General features: G+C 69.2%; 16 protein-coding genes. 8 read left to right on the top strand and 8 right to left on the bottom strand.

The window, feature by feature from the left end; genetic code table 11:
* Window positions 1–265: 265 nt before the first annotated feature.
* Window positions 266–1,396, bottom strand: a complete 1,131-nt coding sequence (locus VI08_RS13965; RefSeq protein WP_045830219.1) for a fatty acid desaturase family protein — start codon at window positions 1,394–1,396, stop codon at window positions 266–268.
* A 7-nt stretch (window positions 1,397–1,403) separates the two neighbouring features.
* A complete protein-coding gene (locus tag VI08_RS13960) occupies window positions 1,404–2,483 on the bottom strand; it encodes a ferredoxin reductase (RefSeq protein ID WP_045830199.1) in 1,080 nt (359 codons plus the stop codon).
* 91 nt (window positions 2,484–2,574) lie between these two features.
* Between VI08_RS13960 and fabR the strand changes: the two genes are divergently transcribed.
* Entirely contained in the window at window positions 2,575–3,225 is a 651-nt protein-coding gene (gene fabR / locus VI08_RS13955) for an HTH-type transcriptional repressor FabR (protein WP_045830198.1), read from the top strand.
* Here the strand turns inward: fabR and VI08_RS13950 are convergent.
* Both VI08_RS13950 and VI08_RS13945 read right to left on the bottom strand, forming a co-directional pair.
* Complete coding sequence (locus VI08_RS13950) at window positions 3,222–3,758, bottom strand: YaeQ family protein (protein WP_045830197.1); 537 nt, start codon at window positions 3,756–3,758, stop codon at window positions 3,222–3,224. The two genes, fabR and VI08_RS13950, sit on opposite strands and share 4 nt — an antisense overlap.
* Window positions 3,759–3,978: 220 nt before the next feature.
* Window positions 3,979–7,026, bottom strand: coding sequence for a TonB-dependent receptor (locus tag VI08_RS13945; protein ID WP_045830196.1), 3,048 nt, complete (start codon window positions 7,024–7,026; stop codon window positions 3,979–3,981).
* A gap of 356 nt (window positions 7,027–7,382) precedes the next feature.
* On the opposite strand from VI08_RS13945, the gene VI08_RS13940 reads away from it, so the two are divergent.
* Both VI08_RS13940 and VI08_RS13935 read left to right on the top strand, forming a co-directional pair.
* Complete coding sequence (locus tag VI08_RS13940; RefSeq protein WP_045830195.1) at window positions 7,383–7,826, top strand: DUF2231 domain-containing protein; 444 nt, start codon at window positions 7,383–7,385, stop codon at window positions 7,824–7,826.
* Window positions 7,819–9,132, top strand: a complete 1,314-nt coding sequence (locus VI08_RS13935) for a PQQ-dependent sugar dehydrogenase (RefSeq protein ID WP_045830194.1) — start codon at window positions 7,819–7,821, stop codon at window positions 9,130–9,132. Before VI08_RS13940 ends, VI08_RS13935 begins: the two co-directional genes overlap by 8 nt.
* A gap of 6 nt (window positions 9,133–9,138) precedes the next feature.
* Here VI08_RS13935 and VI08_RS13930 read toward each other — a convergent pair whose 3' ends face one another.
* Together VI08_RS13930 and VI08_RS13925 are read right to left on the bottom strand one after the other, a co-directional pair.
* A complete protein-coding gene (locus tag VI08_RS13930; RefSeq protein ID WP_045830218.1) occupies window positions 9,139–10,023 on the bottom strand; it encodes a DMT family transporter in 885 nt (294 codons plus the stop codon).
* A gap of 33 nt (window positions 10,024–10,056) precedes the next feature.
* Window positions 10,057–10,740, bottom strand: a complete 684-nt coding sequence (locus tag VI08_RS13925; protein ID WP_045830193.1) for a hypothetical protein — start codon at window positions 10,738–10,740, stop codon at window positions 10,057–10,059.
* A gap of 163 nt (window positions 10,741–10,903) precedes the next feature.
* Between VI08_RS13925 and VI08_RS13920 the strand changes: the two genes are divergently transcribed.
* Genes VI08_RS13920 through VI08_RS13900 form a run of 5 tightly spaced genes read left to right on the top strand, consistent with a single transcriptional unit; the run spans window position 10,904 to window position 20,727 of the window.
* Window positions 10,904–12,046, top strand: coding sequence for a hypothetical protein (locus tag VI08_RS13920; RefSeq protein WP_045830192.1), 1,143 nt, complete (start codon window positions 10,904–10,906; stop codon window positions 12,044–12,046).
* A complete protein-coding gene (locus VI08_RS13915) occupies window positions 12,043–13,245 on the top strand; it encodes an efflux RND transporter periplasmic adaptor subunit (protein ID WP_045830191.1) in 1,203 nt (400 codons plus the stop codon). The genes VI08_RS13920 and VI08_RS13915 overlap by 4 nt, the downstream gene beginning before the upstream one ends.
* A complete protein-coding gene (locus VI08_RS13910) occupies window positions 13,197–16,334 on the top strand; it encodes an efflux RND transporter permease subunit (protein ID WP_269745846.1) in 3,138 nt (1,045 codons plus the stop codon). The genes VI08_RS13915 and VI08_RS13910 overlap by 49 nt, the downstream gene beginning before the upstream one ends.
* Window positions 16,331–19,414 (top strand): efflux RND transporter permease subunit, encoded by a 3,084-nt coding sequence (locus tag VI08_RS13905; protein WP_045830190.1) that lies wholly within the window; start codon window positions 16,331–16,333, stop codon window positions 19,412–19,414. The genes VI08_RS13910 and VI08_RS13905 overlap by 4 nt, the downstream gene beginning before the upstream one ends.
* Entirely contained in the window at window positions 19,411–20,727 is a 1,317-nt protein-coding gene (locus VI08_RS13900; RefSeq protein ID WP_045830189.1) for an efflux transporter outer membrane subunit, read from the top strand. Before VI08_RS13905 ends, VI08_RS13900 begins: the two co-directional genes overlap by 4 nt.
* On the opposite strand, the gene VI08_RS13895 is transcribed toward VI08_RS13900, so the two are convergent.
* Together VI08_RS13895 and VI08_RS13890 are read right to left on the bottom strand one after the other, a co-directional pair.
* The gene (locus tag VI08_RS13895; RefSeq protein ID WP_045830188.1) at window positions 20,724–21,563 is read right to left on the bottom strand and encodes a hypothetical protein; all 840 of its coding nucleotides are present in this window, start codon (window positions 21,561–21,563) and stop codon (window positions 20,724–20,726) included. The two genes, VI08_RS13900 and VI08_RS13895, sit on opposite strands and share 4 nt — an antisense overlap.
* Window positions 21,560–22,897 (bottom strand): lipopolysaccharide biosynthesis protein, encoded by a 1,338-nt coding sequence (locus tag VI08_RS13890; protein ID WP_045830187.1) that lies wholly within the window; start codon window positions 22,895–22,897, stop codon window positions 21,560–21,562. The genes VI08_RS13895 and VI08_RS13890 overlap by 4 nt, the downstream gene beginning before the upstream one ends.
* Window positions 22,898–22,907 lie beyond the last annotated feature (10 nt).

The raw sequence follows: 22,907 nt of genomic DNA, 5'->3' as shown, positions 1-22,907 counted from the left end.
AGGCGAGTTCCGCACAAGAGAGCGGCCGTAGGCCCGTAGGAGCGCACACCCGTGCGCGAATGGAAAACACGGCGGCGCAGCCGCAACCTTGGACGCGAGGGTGGGCGCCAAGGGCTCTTCGCCTCGACACACCAAGGCCCAGGCGGCGAACGCCGCTGAAGACATGCATTCGCGACTGCGAATGAACCGATAAAAAAACCCGGCACGCACCGGGTTTTTCAAGAGCATCGCGCACAAGTGCGCTCCTACATGAAGCGGGAGCGGGTCAGGCGGCGGCTTCGGCTTCCGTTTCGACCGCGCGTACGCGCACCTTCGGCGGGCGGCTGGGGAGCGCGTGGCGAAGGATACGCCACACCACCTGGCCGAACTGGCGGGGCAGGGAGCCGGTGTTGTAATGCTGGCCATAACGGTCGCACACCTGCCTCACCTCGACCGCCATCTCGGCATAACGGTTCGCCGGGATATCCGGATAGAAATGGTGTTCGATCTGGTGGCTCAGGTTGCCCGACATCAGGTTGATGAACGCGCCGCCCGTGAGGTTCGACGAGCCGCGCAGCTGGCGCAGGTACCAGTGGCCGCGCGTTTCATTGCGCAGCACTTCCTTCGGGAACACCTCGGCATCGGCGGTGAAATGACCGCAGAAGATGATCACGTAGGTCCACACGTTGCGCAGGCCATTGGCCACCAGGTTGCCCAGCAGCACGGGCAGGAAGAACGGGCCCGCCAGCAGCGGGAACACCACGTAATCCTTCAGCAGCTGCTTGCCCATCTTGCGGCCCACCGGGCGGAACGCGCGGCGCAGTTCGCCGGGCTTCATCTTGCCGGCGAACCAGCGGCCGATGCGCAGGTCCTGGATGGCCACGCCCCACTGGAACAGCAGCGCGAACACGACGGCGATGGCCGGCTGCATGAGGTAGAACGGGCGCCAGCGCTGCTCGGGGAAGATGCGCAGCAGGCCGTAGCCGATGTCATCGTCCATGCCGCGCACGTTGGTGTAGGTGTGGTGCTGGAAGTTGTGCGTCTTGCGCCAGGCTTCGCTGGTGGCGACGATGTCCCACTCGTAGGTCTTGCCGTTGAGCTTGGGGTCGTTCATCCAGTCGTACTGGCCGTGGATGACGTTGTGGCCGAGCTCCATGTTCTCGAGGATCTTGGACGCGCCCAGCAGCAGCGTGCCGAGGATCCACGCGGGCACCAGCACGCTGTGCACGAACGCGCCGAGGAACAGCAGCGCGCGGCCTGCCACGCCGGTCCAGCGCACGCCCGCCACCACGCGGCGGATGTAGCGCGCATCGCGCGGGCCGATGGTGGCCTGGGTGCGGGCGCGGATGGCGTCGAGCTCTTCACCGAAAGCCTGCAGGTCGGCGGCGGAGAGGGTGCGGTTGCGCGGTCGGGTCATCATGGCCTCAAAGATCCAGGATCAGGTCGGTGGCAGGCGCGCTGACGCACAGGCGTACCTGGGCGGTCGGTTCGCTGGCGCGGTCACCGGTAAGAAGGTGGCGGGTGGTGCCCGACTGGCGCCCGCAGGCGCAGGTGTTGCACAGGCCCATGCGGCAGCCGTGCTTCGGGCGGATGCCCTGGGCCTCGAGGCCCTCCAGCAGCGACTGGCCACGCGACAGCATCAGCGTGCGGCCACTGCGGGCGAGATGGACTTCGACCTCGCCGGTCTCCGCGTCGGCATCGGCCAACTGCGGCAGGCTGAAGGCTTCCGCCTGGAAGCTGGCCGTCGTGCCGTCGAAGCGAGCGCGGGCTGCTTCGACGAAGCCGCCGGGGCCGCAGGCCAGCACGCGGCGCCGGCCGAGCGAGGCCACGTCGTCGAACGCGGCGGCGTCGATGCGCGGCGCCGGGGCAGCGGCGTCACGGGTCACGAAAAAGTGCACGCGCAGGCGCGGATGCGCCGCGGCCAGGGCTTCCAGTTCGTCGACGAAGCAGAGCTCGTCGCGCTGGCGGGCCCAGTAGAAAAGGTCGACCGCGTTGGGCATGCCGCGCGCCGCGAGGTCGCGGACGAGGGCGCGCATCGGCGTGATGCCGCTGCCGGCCGCCAGGAGCAGCAGCGGCTCGTCGGCCGTGGAGACCGTCATGTCCCCAAACGCGGCATCCAGCGTCACGACCTCACCGACCCGTGCCTCGGTGGCCAGGTACTGGCTGACGAGGCCGCCGGCCACGGCCTTCACGGTCACGGCGAGGCTGCCGTCCTCAAGCACGGTGGGGCTGTAGCTGCGGACGAGGCGGCGCCCTTCGATAGTGACACCCAGGCTCACATGCTGGCCGGCCTGCATGCCCGCCCAGTGCCCGTTGGGCCGGAACACGAGGGTCACGGCGTCGCGGCTGGCGGCCGTGCGCGACACCAGCCGGGCCAGGGGCTGCTCAAGGGTCCACAGGGGGTTTACCCGGGTGGCCCAGAAGTCGAACAGGGCCGGGGAGACCGTGCGGCGGGCCAGGCGCAGGGGCCAGCGGGGCTTCGGGGTGGCGAGGGCGGGGTTCATGGGGCCTACTATACGCAAGCATATACGTCCGTGTATACACATGTATATTCGGATCCGGCGTATGATCCGCCCTCAACCAGCGGGCCCCTCCATGACCTCCACGCTCCGTATCACCACCATCGACGCGCCGCCGGCCCGCAAGGCCGCCATCTCGCGCGACGACCTGCTGGCCGCGACCCTGAAGATCATCGGGCCGAACCGCAGCCTGTCGACGGTGAGCCTGCGCGAGGTGGCCCGCGAGGCCGGCATCGCGCCCAACAGCTTCTACCGGCAGTTCCGCGACATGGGCGAGCTGTCCATCGCCCTGATCGACCTGGCCGGCAGCTCGTTGCGCACCATCATCGGCCAGGCGCGCGAGCGGGCCACGCGCACCGACCGTAGCGTCATCAGGGTATCGGTCGAAACCTTCATGGAGCAGCTGCGCGCCGACGACAAGCTGCTGCATGTGCTGTTGCGCGAGGGCGCGGTGGGCTCCGATGCGTTCAAGCACGCCGTGGAGCGCGAGCTCACCTATTTCGAGGACGAGCTGCGCGTCGACCTTATCCGCCTGGCCGCCGCCGACGGGGCCACGCTGCATGAGCCGGCCCTGGTGGCGAAGGCCATCACGCGCCTGGTGTTCGCCATGGGCGCCATCGCCATCGACCAGCCGCCCGAGCGCGACGCCGAGCTGATCGAACAGATCTCGAAGATGCTGCGGATGATCATCACGGGCTCGCACGCCCTCAACAAGCTGCCGGCCTAGGCCAGCGTCGACAGCTCGATCGGCACCACGGTCTCGCCGCTGATGACCTGCGCGTGGCCGTCCTGCACCATGAATTGCAACTGCATCGTGCGCTCGGTGAGCGCCGCGAGGGCATCGACCGTGGCCGGCGCCACGTCGATGACCGTGACGTTCTTCGTGCGTGCCACGGCCGCGGCGGCCTTCTTCCACCACACCTCGGCGGCACGGCCGCTGTAGGTGTAGATGATGACGCGCCGGGCGCGGCCCGCCGCGCGGCGGATGCGCTGTTCATCGGGCTGGCCCAGTTCGATCCACAGGTCGACCTCGCCCGTGAGCTCCTTGCGCCACAGGTCGGGTTCGTCTTCTGAGCTGAGGCCCTTGCCGAAGACGAGGGCCTCGTCGGCGTTCAGGGCGAACGCGAGGACGCGCACCATCATGCGCTCGTCGGTTTCGGACGGGTGCTGGGCGATGGTGAGGGCGTGGCCCTGGTAGTAGTGGCGGTCCATGTCGCTGACCTGGAGGTCAGCTTTGAACACCGTGGATTTGAGAGCCATGCAGGGCGGCCGGGTGGTTATGCGGCCGCCAAGGGTACACGCTTCGGTCCGTCCGCTGGCGCGAATGAAACGGTGGAAAAGCATCGCCAGCAAGCTGGCTCCTACAGGTTCACCGGCGTTCGGGCAAAAAAAGGCGCCACCACGCCGCGCGCCGTTCGGGGAGATGCAACGGCGGCGTGGGGCGCAAACGTCACTCAGGGAACTTTTGCGTCGGAGAACCTTAGAAGTCGTACGTGACGGCCACGCGCGCGTAACGCGGGTCGGTGGTGTACAGCGGGATCCGGTACTGCGGGTTCGGGGTGTTCGGCGCGTCGCCTTCCTTGTTCGGGTTGCGGAACGTGGCGCGCTGCTGGTTGAGCACGTTGAACACGTTGGCCGAGAACGCGAGCTTGTCGGCCGCGAAGGCCGGGCGCCACGTCACGCCCAGGTCCAGCGTGAACGTCCACGGCAGGCGGCCATGGCTGCCCGGCGGCGACGGTTCGCCATCGCACCAGTGGTAGGCGTTGCCGTAGCCGGTGGGGTTGGTGTGGTCGGGGCCGAAGTAACCCAGGCACAGTTCCGGGCCGCCCGAGGTCACGTTGACGTTGCTCGAGATCTGCCACTCCGGCGCGACCTGCCAGTAGCCGTACGCCTTGAACACATGGGTGTGGTCGTTGTTCTGCACGCCGTTGGTGTTCACCATGATGGCGGCGTTATCCCAGTCTTCGCTGGCCGAGGCACCGCCCTGGCGAAGGTCGGAGCGCACCTGGCCTTCCGTGTTGCCGTACGAGCGCGAGAACACGTAATCGAACTTGGCGTACCACACGCCATCGAACGAGTGCTCCATGAACAGCTCGAGGCCGTAGTACTTGCGCTTCAGCGCCTGGAAGCCCATTTCCTCGCGGCTGAGCGGCACCAGCAGCTGGTTGCCCTGGGCATCGAGCAGGGTGAAGGTGTTCGAGGCGCCCGCGTTGATCAGGTAGCAGCTGTTGGTCTTGCTCGGGTCGGGGGTATAGCCGAGCGCGGCGGCCTTGTCGGTCACCCGGTCGATCTCGCAGTAATCGTCGATCGCCGTGCGCAGCAGGCGGCGCGTGGCCTTGGCGCCGTAGACCCAGTTCTCGCCCAGGGTCTTGTCGAAGCCGAGGATGAACTCGTCCTGGTGCTCGGGCTTGAGGTTGCGCGCCGTGACGGTGCGCGGGTCGGGCGGCACGCCGTACGAGTTGTTGGCCGAGACCGGGCCGCTGATCTGGGTCAGGCCGGTGGGCACGCCGTTGGCGTCGATGCCGCCATAGGTGAAGTAGGTCTGCGTCGAGACATAGCCCGAGGCGGCACCCGTGGCGGGGTTCAGCGGCAGGCCGAGGTAGTAACGGCCGGCGTTGCCGAACACCTTGAAGCTGCCATCGCCCAGCACATCCCACGATGCGCCGATGCGCGGGGCCCACTGCGGCTTGGTCTGGGTGATGAACTCTTCGCCGAACGGGTTGTAGTCGGTGAACTGGTCGTTGCGCAGGCCCAGCGACAGCAGCCAGCGGTCGGTCACCTGCCACTTGTCCTCGATGTACTGCGCGCGCTGGTCGGAGCGCACGGTGACGAGGTTGTTGCTGACGTTGCGGCTGACGTAATAGCCCGTGGCGCCGTTCGGGTACAGCGCCGGCGCCGGCACGAACTGGTCGCCCGCGGCCGTGGAAATGGGCGCGTTGGGGTTATTGGTGTGGCCGTAGTTCCAGACATAGCCCGGGCCCGGGTCGCGGGTGCCGTTGTCGATGGCCTGCGACTTCATGTTGTCGATACCAGCCAGGATCGTGTGGTCGCCGAGCTGGTAGCTGATGTCGAGGCGGAAGTTGCGCTGCTTGTTGCCGCGGTCGGGGTCGGCCAGGCTGCCGATCTGCGTGTTGCCGATCGGGGTGCCGCCGTTGAGCGCGGGGTTCTGGCTGGTGACGTTGGCGACGCGCGTGAGGTTCGGGTCGTAGGCGCCCGGCGAGTCGTAGTCCGAGGTCTTCATCTCGCCGTACAGGGCCGAGATGGTGAGCGCATCGGTGATGTAGCCGGTGTACTTGAAGACGTGCAGGTCGCCGCCGGTCTTGGTGTTATCCACCGGGCCGATGGTGCCCAGGCGCTTGCGGTCGTTGAAGTCGTAGTAGTAGCGCGTGCCGGTGCCTTCGCGCTTGTCGGAGGCACCGGTGACTTCGATGATGTGGTTATCGGTGATGTTCCAGTCCAGCTTGCCGTACCAGCGCGGCGAGTTGAAGCGGTTGGTCGAGGCCGGCGTGCCCGTGTTGTCCACGGTGTTGACGTTGTGCTGTTCGTTGCGCTCGTACTCGCCGGCCACGAACAGGAACAACTTGTCCTTGATCAGGGGGCCGCCCGCGTAGGCGCTGACCGTGGTGGTGCTGCGCGTGTTCTCGCTCTTGGGCCAGTAGAGGTTGCCCGCCACCTGGGTGGCCGGCGTGCTGGTGTAGTGCAGGTCGGGGTACTTGGCGCGGGCGAACGACGGCTCCCACAGGATCTGCGCGCCGAAGTGCCATTCATTGGTACCGCGCTTGCCCACCTGGCTGATCACGCCGCCGTCGGAGCGGCCGTACTGGGCGCTGTAGCCGCCGGTGTACACCTCCTGCTGGTCGATCGCGCCGTAGGGCAGCTGCAGGCCGCCCATGCCGTTCAGCGGGTCGGTGGTGTTGAAACCGTTGATGTAATACGCGTTCTCGGTCACCGACGAGCCGCCGAAGCTCACCGTCGGCTTGGCCGTGGCGCTGGTGAAGCCGCCGCTGTTGGCCACTACGCCGGGTGCCAGCTTGGCGATGGCCTCGGCGTTACGGCCCAGGGGCAGCTTGGCCAGCTGCTCGGAGGTGATGACGGTGCGCGAGTCGACCGTGGTGACGTCGATATTGGGCAGCGTGTTGCTGGTGACGGTGACGCCAGACAGCGACGTGGCATCCCCGGCATTGGCCGTGGCCGCGTCGAAGCTCACGTCGGTGCTCTGGCCCACGCGCAGGCCCACGTTCTTGCGGGTATCGACGGCCGTGCCGTCACGCAGCAGGGTGACCGTGTAGCTGCCGAGCGGCAGGTTGGAGGCGGAATACTTACCACGCGGATCGGGCTGCACTTCACGGCGGACGCCGGTGGAGCCTTCGACCACGATGGTCTGGTTGGCACCGGCCGGCACGGTACCGCTGATGTTGCCGGTGGTGGACTGTGCGAAGGCGGCCGGTGCGGTCGCGAGGCCGGCCAGGACGGCGGCGGCCAGGGTGGTCCTGCGACAGAGCGTGCTATAGCCAACGTGCTTCTTCATGCGTTCCCCGAATGCAAAACCCCTGGAAAATGGCAGCACGGGGCCGTATCGCCACGCCCCTCGCATGGCAATGCGTTATGTAAGAGCTTTCAGGCTCCCGTCCCCCGGCTCCATCATGGAAACGCCTATTTATCACGATCCAAATAGACGTCATTGAGATTTACCGTAGGCCAGTTCGTATGTCTATACGAATTTGTAATACGAATTTTTCGGAGGTATAGACGGCCAAAGGTGTGACGGGGTTGGCGGTTTCCCCGGCCTGGCGCTTCCCGCCGCCCATACAGAGCCTGCACATGGCGGGCGTTACACCAACCCGATGGCGCCGCCGCCGGCGGCCCGCACGGAGAGGTCGCCCCATGAACGTTCCTGTCGCGCCCGGCCGCTCGGCCGTGGCCAACGCTGTGTACAGCGTGCTCAACCCCATACCCTTCGGCTTCTTCGTGGCCGGCCTGGTCTTCGACATCATCTACGCCAGGTCGGGCACCATCCTGTGGGCCAAGGGGGCGGCGTGGCTCGTGGCCATGGGCCTGGTTTTCGCCATCATCCCGCGGCTCGTCAACCTCACCCAGGTGTGGATTACCTCCCGGCGCACCAGCACCCACGCCGACCACGTCGACTTCTGGCTGAACTTCGTCGCCATCGTGGCCGCCATCCTCAATGCTTTCGTGCACAGCCGGGACGCCTACGCCATCATCCCGGGCGGTGTGTGGCTCTCGGCCCTCACCGTGCTGCTGATCGCCATTGGCCAGGTCATCATCGCCGTGCGCTTCCCGGCCCGCCGGGAGTACCGCCATGTCTAAGCGCCTCGCCTGTTACGCCATCGCCATGGCCTGTGCCGCCCTGTTGGGCGCCTGCGACGAGAAGGCCTCACAGACCGCCGCCCAGCAATCCGGTGGCGACCCCTCGTTGCCCAAGGCCCAGCGCTTCCTGGTACCGCCGATGCAGGTGCCGAAGTACGTGGGGTGGAAGCAGGGCGCCATGCCCACCGTGGCGCCGGGCCTGAAGATCGAGAAGATCGCCGGCGACCTCAAGCACCCCCGCCAGTTGCTGACCCTGCCCAATGGCGACGTGCTCGTGGTGGAATCGAACGGGCCCGGGGAAGAGGCCGTGACCACGCCGAAGCAGCTCATCGCCGGCATGGTGAAGAACGAATCGGGCAAGGGCGCCAAGGGTGGCAACCAGGTCACGCTGCTGCGCAAGGGCGGGGCGGGCGAGTGGGAGAAGCACACCTTCATCCAGGGCCTGCACTCGCCGTTCGGCATCCAGCTGATCGGCAACACGCTCTACGTCGCCAACACCGATGCCATCGTGACCTTCCCCTACCAGGAGGGCGAGACGGAAATCAAAGCGCCGGGCACGTTCTTCACCGACCTGCCATCGACCGTCAACCACCACTGGACCAAGGCGCTGCAGGCCAATGCCGATGGCACCAAGCTCTACGTGGGCGTGGGCTCGAACAGCAACATCACCGAGAACGGCATGGAGATCGAGTACCGCCGCGCGAACGTGCTGGAGGTGGACGTGGCCTCGCGGGGCAGCCGCATCTTCGCTTCGGGCATCCGCAACCCCACGGGCCTGGCGTGGGACGCGACGACGAACACGCTGTGGGCCATCGCCAACGAGCGCGACGAGATCGGCGCCGACCTGGTGCCCGATTACCTCACCTCGGTGAAGGAGGGCGCGTTCTACGGCTGGCCCTACAGCTACTACGGCCAGAACGTCGATACCCGCGTCATGCCGCAGGATCCCGCCAAGGTGGCATCCGCCATCCGGCCGGATTACGCCCTCGGGTCGCACGTCGCGGCGCTTGGCGTGCTGCTGTCGCAGAAGAACGCGTTGCCGGCGAAGTACCAGCAGGGCGCTTTCATCGGCGAGCACGGCAGCTGGGACCGGTCACCGCTTAGCGGCTACGAAGTGGTGTTCGTCGCGTTCCAGGGCGGCAAGCCCGTCGGCAAGCCGGAAACCCTGGTCAGCGGCTTCCATTCGAAGGACGAGAAGGAACTGTATGGCGCGCCCGTGGGCGTGGTGTTCGACAAGGACGGCGCGCTGCTGATCGCCGACGACGTGGGCAACACGGTGTGGCGGGTGAGCTCGGCCACGCCGTGATCGAGCTCACGCGCGCCGCTTCACTACCACGCCGCTGACCGCGACGAGGCCCGCCACGATGAAGCCCATGCCCAGCCACTCGCTGGGCGTGGGCTTCTCGTCGAGAACCACCCATGCCATCAGCACGCTCAGCACCGGCACGGCCAGCGACGATACCGAGGCCACGGCAGTAGGCAACTTGCGGACGACGAGCAGCCACAACGTCCAGGCCACGCTGGTTGCGAGGATCACGGAATAGGCCAGGCCGGCGATGAACGCGGGCGTCCAGGCGATCGTCCGCTGCGGCACGAGGAACGCGACGATGGCAAGCGCCAGGGCGCCGAACGCCATCTGCCATGCCGTGAAGGTGAGCGGATCAGGCTGGTGGCGCTGGAACATGCGCTTGCTGGTGACGGTGCCGAGTGCCCAGCAGACGCCGCCGAGCAGGGCATAGGCCGTGCTTGCCGGGTTGCCGAGGCCGGCCCACGGGGCGATGACACACGTCAGCCCCACCGCGGCAAGCGCCAGCCCGAGCCAGTGCCGACGGAGTGGCCGTTCGCCGAGCAACAGCCAGGCGAGCAGCACCGCCCAGAACGGCATGGCATACGCGAGCAACACCACGTGGCCCGTACCGCCGGCGGTCAGTGCGAACTGACCGAGGCCCTGGAACGCCGCGGTCTGCGCCACGCCGGTGACGACGGTGCCGGCCAGCGGCGGCGGCGCGAGCGGTCGGCGCGTCACCACGAGCACGACGAACAACACCGCGGCGCCCAGCGTGTAGCGCAGCGCGGAAAAGTCGAAGGGGCCCGCGTACTGAAGCACGAGCTTCATCACGATCCAGCTGAAGGCCCAGATCACGACGGTGGCGCCCAGCGCCGCGAGGGCGCCGGTTGGGGCTTTGGCGTCATTCATGCCGCGCATGGTGACGCATTTCGGGCGCGATCCCTAGAAGTGCAGGCCGGGCGGCTCGTTGCAGCCGTACTTTTCCACCATGGTTTTCAGTTCGGTCGGCGTGACATGCCGTGCGACCAGCTCATCGATGGTCAACGTGCCGAGACGGTCGACATCCACGCAGGCTTTCTCCTTCACGCCAAAGAGGCGCTGCAACGTCCGCACCGCGCCAGCCACGCCCTGCGTGCGTGGGTCGACGAGGGCAAGGCCAGGTGCGCGCTGGCGGCCGGAGCCGGGTACGCCGCGCACGTCGCCCGCGTGTTGCGCCGCCTGCAGGCGCTGCTGGAAGCCGCCGTCGCCCAGGGGTGGCGCGGTCTCCGTTCGCATGGGCATGAGCATGGGCATGGGCACGGGCGCCGATGGCGATGCGGGCGCCAGCGAACTCACCGTGGGGGGTGCAGCGCTGGTGGCCGCGGGCTGCCGCGTGCGTAGCGACCTGGCTATCGTGGTCGTCGCGTGCGGTGCCTTGGCTGGCAGGTATGGGTGCACGGTGATTGGCCGGGCCCTGGCGACGAACCGCAACGCGAGTGTCGAGGACGATTCGCGTGCCAGGCGGACGATGTCGATCCGGTAAGGGGCCGGCCGGAGCAGGGCGATCAGGAGGGCGGCGTGGATGGCGGTGGCGGTGGCGATGGCCGCCGTGCGGCGGATCGAGAAACGACGTTCCCGTTGCGTCATAACCCCTTCCCTGGCCGAAGCATTCCGTGGCGATGGAGCTGAGAACGCGTGGCGTGGTCGTTGGTTCCCGAGTTTCCTATACCCATGGGTGTACCAATTCGGCGCGGCGCTGATTACACTTGTGTGTCATTGCGTCGTCCGCTTTATCCACGGAACCCTGGCCTTGAACACACCCGCCCCATTGCGTATCACCCCGGTCACGAAGAAGTCGGGCCTGGGGCCGTTCCTGAAAGTCCCCGGCGCCATCCTCGGTTCCGACCCGGCATGGGTCTCGCCGCTGCTGCTCGAGCGCCGGCTGCACCTCGGCGCCAAGACGAACCCCTGGTTCCAGCACGCGCGGTGGATGGGCTGGGTGGCCTACCGCGGCGACACGCCGGTGGGGCGCATCAGCGCGCAGATCGATTACCTCCACCTCGAGCGCTACGAGGACGCCACCGGTTTCTTCGGCATGCTCGATGCCGAAGACAACGCCGAGACCTTCGGTGCCCTGTTCGAAGCGGCCGAGGGCTGGCTGCGCCAGGAAGGCATCAAGCGCGTGCGCGGCCCGCTTAGCCTTTCCATCAACGATGAGGTAGGCCTGCTGGTCGATGGCTTCGACACGCCGCCGGTGTTCATGATGGGCCACGCCAAGCCGTACTACGGCAAGCACATCGAGCGCCACGGCTTCACCAAGGCCAAGGACATGCTGGCCTACATGATCGCGCCGGATTTCCCGGCGCCGAAGGTCATGGACCGCCTGCTGCGCAGCTCGAAGCAGCCGGTGCGCGTGCGCCCGCTGGATGCCTCGCGCTACGACGAGGAGCTGGCCACGCTGCGCGAGATCTTCAACGATGCGTGGGCCGATAACTGGGGCTTCGTGCCGTTCACCGAGGCCGAGTTCAAGGACCTCGGGCACAGCCTGAAGCTGCTCATCGCGCCGGAACTCATCCAGATCGCCGAGGTGGATGGCAAGCCGGCCGCGTTCATCGCCGCGCTGCCCAACGTCAACGAGGTGATCCGGGATTTCGACGGCAAGCTGCTGCCCTTCAACTGGGTGAAGCTGCTGTGGGGCCTGAAGAAGCGTTTCCCCAAGAGCTCGCGCGTGCCGCTCATGGGCGTCCGCCGCGCCTTCCACAACACGCCGCTCGGCCCGGGCCTGGCCTTCCTCGTCATCGACGCCGTGCGCCACCACCTTGTCGCGCGCGGCGTGGAACAGGTGGAGCTGTCGTGGATCCTCGAGGATAACGAAGGCATGCGGAACATCGTCGAGACCATCGGCGGCCGTGACTACAAGCGCTACCGCGTCTACGAGAAGACCCTGCCATGAGCAAAGCATCCCCGCGCGCCGGCGTCATCGTCATCATCGTCGTCATCGTGGCGGCGCTGGCGTGGTGGCTCACGCACCGCTCGGCGTCCAGCGGCGCGGCCGATGCCCAGGCCGTGCCCGTCACCACCGCCGCCGCCCGCGAGGGCCGGTTCGACGTGACGCGCTCGCAGCCGGGCACCGTCGTGCCGTCGAACAGCGTGGTGGTGCGCAGCCGCGTGGATGGCGAGCTCACCCGCGTGGCGTTCACGGGTGGCCAGCAGGTGAAGAAGGGCGACGTGCTGGCCGAACTCGACCCGCGCTCGTCGCAGGCGCAGCTGGAACTGGCCAACGGCGACCTGGCCCGCAGCCAGGCCCAGCTGGCCAATGCGCAGGAGACCTTGAAGCATTACCAGGCGCTGCTCACGCAGGATTCCATCTCGCGCCAGCGCGTCGCCGACCAGCAGGCATTGGTGCGGCAGTACGCCGGCGAGGTGAAATCCGCGCAGGGCCGCATCGGCACGGCCAACCTGCAGGTGTCGGGCGCGCGCATCACCGCGCCCATCAGCGGCACGGTGGGCCTGCGCCGCGTCGACCCGGGCAACCTCGTGGGCCCGGGTGATGCACAGGGCATCGCCACCATCACGCAGTCGCAGCCCAGCAAGGTCACCTTCGCCGTATCGGTCCAGGACGCCCCGCACGTACTGGCCCGCCTGCGCGAGGGCGCCTGCATCCCGGTGGCCGCGTACGGCGACGACACCACGCGCCCGTTGGCCACCGGCCGGCTGCTCGCCGCCAATAACCAGGTCGACCCCGCCACGGGCACGGTGCGCCTCGAAGCCGGTTTCGCAAACACCGATAACACGTTGCTGGCAAACCAGTTCGTCACCGCGAAGCTGGTGGTGGAGGCCGTGCCATCGGCGGTCCTCGTGCCCACCGCGGCCATCCAGCAGGGTGCCCAGGGCGCGTTTGTCTACGTGGTGCAGCCCGACAAGACCGTGAAGACCGTGGCCGTCGAAACCGGCCCGGGCGATACCGGGGCCACCGTCATCCGCGCCGGCCTCGCCGCTGGTGCGCAGGTCGTCGTCGAAGGCGCGGACCGCCTGCGTAACGGCACCCCGGTAAACGCCACGGCCGCGGCCGAAGCGGCCCCGGCGCCCGCCGCGGCCATCGCGTGCCCCGCCGACGCCCCCGCCACGGCCGCCTCCGCCGGCCACCCGTGAACCCGTCGCGCCTCTTCATCGACCGGCCGGTGGCGACGTCGCTGCTGGCCCTCGCCGTGCTGCTCGTGGGCCTGTTCGGCTACCGGTTCCTGTCCGTCTCGGCACTGCCCGAGGTCGACTTCCCCACGATCGAAGTGGCCACGACATACCCGGGCGCCAGCCCCCAGGTGGTGGCCACATCGATCACGGCGCCGCTGGAACGCCAGCTCGGCCAGATGCCGGGCCTTGGCCAGATGGCATCGACGAGCGCGCCGGGCGCATCGAGCATCACGCTGCGCTTCAACCTCGACTTGCCGCTGGACGTGGCCGAACAGGAAGTGCAGGCGGCCCTGAACGCGGCGACGCCGCTGCTGCCGCCGGACGTGGCGCAGCCGCCCATCTACCGCAAGGTGAACCCCGCCGACGCGCCGGTGATGACGCTCGCGCTCACCTCGCCCACGCTGCCGCTGCGCACCGTGCGCGAACTGGCGGAAACGCGCCTTGTGCCAAAGCTCTCGCAGGTGGGCGGCGTCGGCCTGGTCGGCATCGACGGCGGCCAGCAGCCCGCCGTGGTGGTGCAGGCCGACCCGATCCGGCTGCGCTCGCACGACATGTCGCTGGGCGACGTGCGCGAAGCCATCCGCGCCGCCAACTCGAACCAGGCCAAGGGCACGCTCGAGGGCCCGGAGCGCTCCTCGGCTATCGCGCTGAACCACCCGGTAGACACGGTGGAGGGGTTCCGCGCCCTCGTGGTCGGCCACCACGAGGGCGCCGTGGTGCGCCTGGGCGATGTCGCGCGCGTCAGCGATGGCGCGGAAGATGCGCGCGTGGGTGCGTGGACCGATGGCGCCCCGGCCATCGTGCTGCGCATCCGCCGCCAGCCGGGCGCCAACGTCGTCGACGTGGTCGACCGCATCCAGCGCGTGCTGCCGCAGTTGAAGACGACGCTGCCCGCGGCCGTCGACGTGGCCGTGGTCACCGATCGCACCGAAACCGTCCGCGCGGCCGTCCGCGACGTGCAGGTGGAACTGCTGTTCGCCGTCGTGCTCGTGGTGCTGGTCATCTACGCGTTCCTGGGCGGTGGCGCGGCCACGATCATCCCGGGCGTGGTGGTGCCATTGTCGCTCATCGGCACGTTCGCGGTGATGTACCTGGCCGGTTTCTCGATCAACAACCTCACCCTCATGGCGCTGATCGTGGCCACGGGCTTCATGGTCGACGACGCCATCGTCATGATCGAGAACATCTCGCGCTATATCGAAGCGGGCGAAACACCGCTGGCCGCGGCGCTCGCGGGCTCGCGGCAGATCGCGTTCACCATCGTGTCGCTCACCGTCTCGCTCGTCGCGGTGCTGATCCCGCTGCTGTTCATGGGTGGCCTGGTGGGCCGGCTGTTCCGCGAGTTCGCGGTGACCCTGGCCGTGGCCATCCTCATTTCCGGCGTGGTGTCGCTGACGCTCACGCCGATGATGTGCGCGCGCCTGCTGCGCAAGCCGCTGGCCAACGCCGAGGGCCATGCCGTGCCCGGCCGCCGCACGTGGGTGGACGGCATCCTGGCGCGCTACGAGCGCGGCCTGGCGTGGGTGCTCGCGCGGCAGCCGGCCACCTTGCTGCTCGTCGGCGGCATGACCGTGCTCGCCATCGTGTTGTTCGTGGTGATGCCGCGCGGCCTGTTCCCCGCGCAGGATAGCGGCGACCTGCAGGGCATCGCGCAGGCGGCGCCGGGCGTGTCGTTCCAGGCCATGGGCCAGCGCCAGCGTGCGCTGGCCGAGGCCATCCGCAAGGATCCCGCCGTGGCGGGCGTCGCCTCGTTCATCGGCGGCACGGGCGGCGCGGCGGCACCCAACACCGGTGAACTGCTGGTGCACCTGAAGCCGCTCAGCGAGCGCGACCGCGCCGGCGCGGTTATCCGGCGCCTCGACGAAGCGGCGCGGAAGGTAGGGGGCATCAGCCTCCACCTGCAACCCGTGCCCGAGCTGACCCTGGACGACCGCGTGAGCCGCGGCCAGTATGTCTTTTCGCTGGAAAGCGCCGATCCCGCGCAGCTGGCCGCCGCGGTGCCCAGGGTGGTCGAGCGGCTGGGCCGCGAAGGCGCGCTCGGCCATGTCGCCACCGACCAGCAGGATCGCGGCCTGCAGCTTTACGTCGACGTGGACCAGGACCTGGCCAGCCGCTACGGCATCACCGCGGCGGCCGTGGGCGATGCGTTGTACGACGCCTTCGGCCAGCGCCAGGTCGGCTCGTTGCTGTCGCTGCCCCATCCCCGCCGGGTGGTCCTCGAGGCGCAGCCCGCGGCTGGCGACGCCGCGTCGGCCATGAACGGCGTGTACGTGCCGGGCAAGGCCGACGACGGCGCGGCCACGCTCGTGCCGCTCACGTCCATCGCCAGTGTCAGCGAGCGCACGGCGCCGCTCATCGTCACGCGCCTCGACCAGGTGCCGTCGGCCATGGTGTCGTTCGATCTCGCTGGTGGCACGTCGCTGGGCGGTGCCATGAAGGTGGTCGACGGCGCGCGGCGCGGCATGAAGCTGCCTGATAACGTGCAGTTGCGCTGGCAGGGCGCGGCCGAGGCCTTCGCGGCGTCACGGCAGGGCCAGGCCTGGCTCATCCTGGCGACGCTTATCACCGTCTACATCGTGCTGGGCGTGCTCTACGAGAGCTTCATCCACCCGCTGACCATCCTCTCCACGCTGCCGCCGGCGGCCATCGGCGCGCTGCTGGCGCTGCTGATCGGCGGCTTCGAGCTCGACGTGATCTCCCTCATCGGCGTGATCCTGCTTATCGGCATCGTGCAGAAGAACGCGATCATGCTCATCGATTTCGCCATCGATGCGCAGCGCCGCCAGGGGCTCAGCCCGCGCGACGCCATCGTGCAGGCCAGCCTGCTGCGCTTCCGGCCCATCATCATGACCACGCTCGCGGCCATGGTCGGCGCGCTGCCGCTCATGCTGGGCGGCGGCATGGGCGCCGAGCTGCGCCACCCGCTGGGCGTGGGCGTGTTCTGGGGCCTGGTGGTGAGCCAGCTGCTGACCCTGTTCACCACGCCGGTCATCTACCTCGCGTTCGAGCGCGTGCTGCATGCGCGCCGCCAGGGCAGGGCCGCGCCGTGAACCTCTCGCGGCTGTTCATCGACCGGCCGGTGGCGACGACGCTGCTGTGCCTGGGCCTGGTGATCGCCGGTGCGGTGGCGTGGCGCCTGCTGCCCATCGCCTCGATGCCTGAAGTGAACGTGCCGACCATCAAGGTCTCGGCGTCGCTGCCTGGCGCGAGCCCCGCGACGATGGTGGCCGCCGTGGCGACCCCGCTCGAGCGCTCGCTGGGGCGCATCGCGGGGCTCACCGAGATGACCTCGGTGAACACGGCGGGGCAGACCGATATCCGCCTGGCCTTCGATCTCTCGCGCAGCAGCGTGGGTGCCGCACGCGACGTGCAGGCGGCGCTCAACGCCGCGCGCGGCGACCTGCCGCCGGACATGGCCGGCAGCCCGGCCTACCGCGAAGTGAGCTCGGCCGACGCGCCGGTGCTGGTGCTGTCGCTGACGTCGCGGCAGGCCACGCCCGCGCAGATGTACGCGGTGGCGTCCACGACGTTCACGCAGGCGCTGGCCCAGGTCGACGGCGTCGGCGACGTGGAACTCGTCGGCAGCTCGGTACCCGCGTTCCGCATCGCCCTGGACCCGGCGGCGATGGACCAGCGCGGCGTGTCGTTCGCCGACGTGCGCCGCGCCGTGGGCGGTGCCGTCACGCATACCCCCACCGGCGTGGTCGAGGCCGGTGGCCGCGCGTTGCAGGTGGCCATGAACGGCCAGCTCGATTCGGCGCAGGCCTTCCGCGGCCTGGTCGTCGCCCACCACGGTGGCGCCAGCGTGCGCCTGGGCGATATCGCGAGCGTGGCGGACGATGTGCGCGACCCGCGCACGCTCGGCGTCGCCAACGGCGAACCGGCGGTGCTGGCCCTGGTGCGGCACAAGCCGGGGGCGAACACCATCGCCGTGATCGACGGCGTCACGCAGCGCCTGCCCGCGCTGCGCGCGTCGCTGCCGGGCGACATGCACGTGGGTGTCATCGTCGACCGTGCCACCACCGTGCGGGCCTCGCTGCGTTCCGCGGAGCACACGCTGGCCCTGGCCGTGGTGCTGGTGGTGGTCGTCATGCTGGTTTTCCTGCGCGACTGGCGCGCCGCGCTCATTGCCAGCGCCGTCGCGCCCATCGCGCTGCTCGGCGCCATGGTGGTGATGCAGGCGCTGGGCTACAGCCTCGATATCCTCTCGCTGATGGCGCTGACCATCGCCGTGGGCTTTGCCGTCGATGATGCCGTCGTGGTGGTCGAGAACATCGCCCGCCACCTCGAGGCGGGCGTGCCGCCGCGGGATGCCGCGCGCATCGGCGCCGGCGAGGTGGGGCTCACGGTCGTCTCGATGAGCGCGGTGCTCATCGCCGTCTTCATCCCGCTGCTGTTCATGGGCGGGTACGTGGGCCTGTTCGTCCGCGAATTCTCGGTCACCATCGCCACCGTCATCGCCGTCTCGCTGGTGGTCTCGCTCACCGTCGTGCCCATGGCCTGCGCCCTGTGGCTGCGCCCGTCGCGTGCCACGCCCGCGCATGGCCTGGTGTTCCGCCGGGTCAACGACACACTCGCGCGCCTGCAGGCGGCCTACATGCGCTCGCTGGCGCGGGCCCTTCGCCACGCGCCACTCACGATGCTTTCGTTGCTGGGCGTCATCGTGCTCAGCGTGTGGCTCTATGTCGTGGTGCCGAAGGGCTTCTTCCCGCGCCAGGATACCGGCGAGCTGACGGGTGACTTCGACGCGGGCGGCAGCGCCGCCTTCGACGTGGCGAAGGCAGGCTTCGCGCGCTTCGTCGCCACCGTGCGCGCCGACCCCGCCGTGGGCGCCGTGGGCGGCTACCTCGAAGGGGGCGAGGGCTCGTTATTCGTCACCCTGAAGCCGGTCGGCGAGCGCGATGCCAGCGCCGACGATGTCGCCGCGCGCCTAAACCAGAAACTCGCCGGGGGGGCAGGGGGCGTCGCCACCGTCACCTCGGTGCAGAACATCCGCGTGGGTGGCCGCCGCAGCCGCGCCTCCAGCGAGTACACCATCCAGGCTGATTCCGCGGCATTGCTGCGCCAGTGGGCGCCGCGCATCGTCGAGGCCATGGCACGCCTGCCCGAGCTGCGCAACGTGCATGGCGGCGCAGGCGCCACGGGTGCCGCCACCTCCATCGACATCGACCGTGACGCCGCTGCGCTGGCCGGCCTCACGGTGGCCGGCATCGACGGGGTGCTGCACGACGCCTTCGCCGACCGCCGCGTCGCGACCGTGTTCACGGCCGCCGACCAGGTGCCCGTGCTGATGGGTGTCGCCGCCGGGCAGGCGCGTTCGGCGCAGGCGTTCGACGCGCTGCGCGTGCCCGCGGCCGGGGGTGGCAGCGTGCCGCTGCTCGCCGTCGGCAGCGTGCGTGCCTTCGACACGCCGCTGGATATCGCGCACTACGGGCAGGCTGTCGCCGCGACCGTGTCGTTCGACCGTGCGCCCGGGGTTTCGCTGGCCAGGGCCTCGCAGGCCATCGAACGTGCCGTGGGGTCGCTCGCGGTGCCGAGCGCGGTGCGTGGCAGCTTCCAGGGTTCGGCCGGCGCGGCGCGCCAGGTGGCGGACAGCGAGCCAGCGCTCATCGTGGCCGCCTTCCTGACGCTGTTCATCGTGCTCGGCATCCTCTACGAGAGCTGCATGCACCCGGTGACCATCCTCTCGACCTTGCCTTCGGCGGCGGTGGGCGCGGTGTTCGCGCTGCTGCTGTTCGGCACCGACCTGGACGTGATCGCCCTTGTCGGCATCTTCGCGCTCACCGGCATCGTCATGAAGAACGCCATCATGATGGTGGACTTCGCCCTGGTGGCGAGCCGCGACGGCCGCCTGGCACCGCTGGAGGCCATCCAGGAAGCGTGCCGCCTGCGCTTCCGGCCCATCCTGATGACCACGCTGGCGGTGATGGTGGCCGCCGTGCCGCTCGCGGTCTCGCGCGGCAACGGCGCCGAGATGCACCAGCCCCTGGGCATCGCCATGGGCGGTGGCCTGGTGGTGAGCCAGCTCCTCACCCTTTACACCACGCCGGTGGTGTACCTCTACCTTGATCGTTTCAGCAGATGGACAAGCCAATGGCTGCAGCAGTCCGGCGCCCGCCGCCCCGCATGAAGACCTTCCTCCGCCCCTGGCTGGTGGCCGGCTCGGTCGTCGCGCTCGGCGCCTGCACGGTCGGCCCCGACTATGTGCGGCCGGGCGTCGCGACGCCCGCCGCGTTCAAGGAAGCGCAGGCCGCGGCCACCGCGACGCCGCTACCCGCGGGCACGTGGTGGGCCATCTACCACGACCCGGCACTCGATGCCCTGGTCGCCCAGGTGGCCGTGAACAACCCGTCGCTTGCCGCCGCGGCCGCGCGCGTGCGCGAGGCCGATGCGCTGGTGAAGGAAGCGCAGGGCGCCGCGTACCCCGAGGTGGGCCTGGGCTCGCTCAAATCCGGCCGCCGCAACGAGAACGACTTCGGCGTCGGCGTGAGCTGGGACCTCGACCTGTGGGGCCGCATCCGCCGCGATGTCGAAGCCCATCGCGCGCTCGCGCAGGCAAGCAGTGCGGACCTCGCCGGTGCCACGCTGTCGATGCAGGCGCGCGTGGTGCAGAGCTACTTCGCGCTGCGGGCCGAGGACGCGGCGCTGCCGCTGCTCGAGCACGCCGCCGAGGCGGGCCTGAAGTGGCACGAGATGGCGCAGAACCAGTACGCGCAGGGCCAGGTCTCCCGCGCCAACGTGGCCGACGCGCTGGTGCGCGCGAGCAATGCGCAGCTGCAGCTGGCCGATGCGCGCAGCGCGCGCGCCAAGCTCGAGCATGCCATCGCCGTGATGCTGGGCCAGCCACCGGAGTCATTTACGATCGCCCCCGCGCCGTTCGATACGGCCGTGCCCGAGATCCCCGCGGGCGTGCCGGCCACGCTGCTCGAACGCCGCCCTGACGTGGTGGCCAGCGAACGGCGCATGGCCGCCGCCAGCGCGGGCCGTGGCGTCGCCAAGGCGCAGACCCTGCCGTCGATCAGCCTTGCGGCCGGCATCGGCGTGCGCCGGGGCCCGACCGGCACCGTGGACGCGAAGGCACCGCTGTTCGCCGGTGGCCGCCTCGAGGGCAACGAGCAGCACGCCAACGCCGCATACGACGAAGCCGTGGCCAATTACCGGCAGACGGTGCTCGACGCCTACCGCGAAGTGGAGGATGGCCTCGTCGATACCTCGACCCTGGCAAGCGCCGCGGAGCTGCAAGCGAAAGCCGCGGCGGCCGCGGCCGAATCCGATCGCGTCGTGCAGAACCAGTACCGCGAGGGCGTGGCCGATTACACCACCGTGGTCGATGCCGCCAATGCCGCGGTTACGGCAGGCCGTGGGGACTTCGAGCTGCGCCGCCGGCGCCTCGGCGCCAGCGTGGACCTCATCCTGGCCCTGGGTGGCGGCTGGCAGCCCTAGAGCGGGTAGTGCGCGATAAGGGTTTCGATGCGCGTCCGCGTCTGCGTGGCCAGCGGCGTGGGCGTGTTGTAGTCGCGCCGCCCCGACATGTCGTCGGCCACCATCTCGTCATGGCGGTAGCCCATGAGGCCGTTGATGGCCGCGAGGAAGCGTGACATGCGGAACGCGTGCTCGTTCGGGCCGAACGAGCGCAGCGTGTCGTAGTACGACACCTGCATGCTGACGATCTTGCGCACGGTGTGGAACTGGTCGCCGGCGAACGAGGTGCGCACCATGGCCTTGCGCAACCGGCGCATCTCGGCCTGCTGGAACGCGACGAAGCCGGCCTCGTCGTCGAGCACCGTGTTGACGAGGCCGCGGCGCACCATGCGCCACACCGGCCGCGAGAGCAGCAGCTTCAGCTTCAGGCCCTGGCGCACCACGCCGCCGCGGTTGCCGCCGCGGAACGCATCCTGCAGGTGGCCCATCACCCGCGTGGTGAGGTCGAACACGAAGCCCGACCGGTGGTGCTTGCCGTACAGGCGCTGCGCGAAGCGCAGGTGCTTGTAGCGGGCGCGGATGTGCTTGTACTGCAGGCGCTCATCGGCGCTGAGGCCTTCGTTGCGCAGCAGTTTCTCCACGAGCTGGAGCAGCTCGGCGCGGGTGAAGCCGTCTTCCCAGAACTGCAGGCACAGGGCGTAGCAGCGCTCGATCCATTCCTGCGGGCACGCCAGGACGATGGGGTCGGGCAGCGCGGTGTGGGCATCGACCACATCGTCGGTGTCCACGGCGTCGAACAGGCGGCGCAGCGTTTCTTTCGGGAACCGTTGCCAGCGAAGGCCCTGGTACGCGTTCATGGGCGGGCCTCCCCGGGCGAGTAGTACGACAGCGTGTGGCGCCGCCGGTAGGCGGCCACCGTGGGTATGAGCGAGAAGCCGGCCTCGAGGCACTGGCCCGCGAAGTACGCGATGGCGGCGCCCATGATGCCCATGGCGTGGGCGAGGGCGACCAGCAGCACGACGTACACCACGGCGGCGAGGGCCTGGGCCACCAGCGCGGCACGCTGGCGGCTGGCGATGTAGAGCAGCGATTCGAGCGGGAAGCCGGCCATGGAGACGACCAGCGCGGCGGACATCACCTGGAGGATGTCGTACGCCTCGAGGTATTGCTTGCCGAACACGCCGCCGATGAGTGGCTTGCCCACCAGGATGACCAGCAACGCGACGAGGATGCCCAGGCCGCCGGCGAGCGCCGCCGAGCGCAGGCCGAGCTTCCACGGGCGCGTGGTGGTGGGGTCGAGGCGGCGCACCTCGGGGTAGAAGCTTTTCTGCATCAGCGAGGCCGGCGTGCCGGCGGCATCGAAGAAGGTCAGCGCCACCTTGAACACACCCGCGGCGGCCGGGCCCAGCACGATGCCCACGAGCACGTTGGTGCCCGCGTTGCGCGCCGACCAGATCGAGTGCGCGAAGTTGGTGGTCCAGACGAAATCCCACGCGCCCTTGATGCGGCGCGCCACGCCGAACAGGCCCGGGCGCAACGCATGGTGGATATCCTGGCGGCGCAGTTCGCGCACCGCGAACCACCACAGCGTGCCGTCGCCCGCCAGGCTCGAGACATACCACGTGGCGATAAAACCCGGGAAACCGAGGTGGCCGTAGTAGGCGATGACGCTGCCGATGGCGCGCAGGAACGGCGTGATGCCCTGCTGTACGGCGATGAGGTCGAAGCGGTCGATGGCGCGCAGTATGCCGGTGGGCGTCGCCGCGGTCATCGTGGGGATGAGCGTGCAGTAGCCCAGCGCCCACCAGAAATCCTGCGGCGTGATGCCCACCGCATGGCCCAGCAGCGGCAGCAGGGCCATGCCGCCGACCATGGCGATGACGCCACTGGCGAGGTCCAGGCCGAACGAGAAACTGGCTACGTCGCGGAAGCGGCCGAGGTCGCGGTGGGCGAGGGCGGGGGTGCCGAACTGGACGACAAACTGCCAGGTCTGGAACTTGACGAAATCGCTGACGCTCTTGGCGTAGGCCTGCACCACCACAAGGGTGCCGAACAGCTCGGGCGTCATGGCCCGGCCCGCGCACGCGAGCGCAAGCAGGCCGAGCAGCGCGCCAATGACGTTGCTCGAACCCAGGTAAGTCGCGTTGCGCACGATGGCGCGGAACGCGCCGTCGGAGAACCAGTGCTTCATCGTCGGATCG

It is taken from the genome of Luteibacter yeojuensis (genome assembly GCF_000964085.1).
GTDB lineage: Bacteria > Pseudomonadota > Gammaproteobacteria > Xanthomonadales > Rhodanobacteraceae > Luteibacter > Luteibacter yeojuensis_A.
This window is presented reverse-complemented; position numbering and strand designations above follow the sequence as displayed.

What these genes read in the sequence shown, in the direction of transcription:
- VI08_RS13915 (WP_045830191.1), top strand. Translation starts at nt 12,043, where the DNA reads ATGAGCAAAGCATCCCCGCGCGCCGGCGTCATCGTCATCATCGTCGTC.
- VI08_RS13925 (WP_045830193.1), bottom strand. Translation starts at nt 10,740, where the DNA reads ATGACGCAACGGGAACGTCGTTTCTCGATCCGCCGCACGGCGGCCATC.
- VI08_RS13945 (WP_045830196.1), bottom strand. Translation starts at nt 7,026, where the DNA reads ATGAAGAAGCACGTTGGCTATAGCACGCTCTGTCGCAGGACCACCCTG.
- VI08_RS13890 (WP_045830187.1), bottom strand. Translation starts at nt 22,897, where the DNA reads ATGAAGCACTGGTTCTCCGACGGCGCGTTCCGCGCCATCGTGCGCAAC.
- VI08_RS13965 (WP_045830219.1), bottom strand. Translation starts at nt 1,396, where the DNA reads ATGACCCGACCGCGCAACCGCACCCTCTCCGCCGCCGACCTGCAGGCT.
- VI08_RS13960 (WP_045830199.1), bottom strand. Translation starts at nt 2,483, where the DNA reads ATGAACCCCGCCCTCGCCACCCCGAAGCCCCGCTGGCCCCTGCGCCTG.
- VI08_RS13950 (WP_045830197.1), bottom strand. Translation starts at nt 3,758, where the DNA reads ATGGCTCTCAAATCCACGGTGTTCAAAGCTGACCTCCAGGTCAGCGAC.
- VI08_RS13900 (WP_045830189.1), top strand. Translation starts at nt 19,411, where the DNA reads ATGAAGACCTTCCTCCGCCCCTGGCTGGTGGCCGGCTCGGTCGTCGCG.
- VI08_RS13940 (WP_045830195.1), top strand. Translation starts at nt 7,383, where the DNA reads ATGAACGTTCCTGTCGCGCCCGGCCGCTCGGCCGTGGCCAACGCTGTG.
- VI08_RS13895 (WP_045830188.1), bottom strand. Translation starts at nt 21,563, where the DNA reads ATGAACGCGTACCAGGGCCTTCGCTGGCAACGGTTCCCGAAAGAAACG.
- VI08_RS13935 (WP_045830194.1), top strand. Translation starts at nt 7,819, where the DNA reads ATGTCTAAGCGCCTCGCCTGTTACGCCATCGCCATGGCCTGTGCCGCC.
- fabR (WP_045830198.1), top strand. Translation starts at nt 2,575, where the DNA reads ATGACCTCCACGCTCCGTATCACCACCATCGACGCGCCGCCGGCCCGC.
- VI08_RS13930 (WP_045830218.1), bottom strand. Translation starts at nt 10,023, where the DNA reads ATGAATGACGCCAAAGCCCCAACCGGCGCCCTCGCGGCGCTGGGCGCC.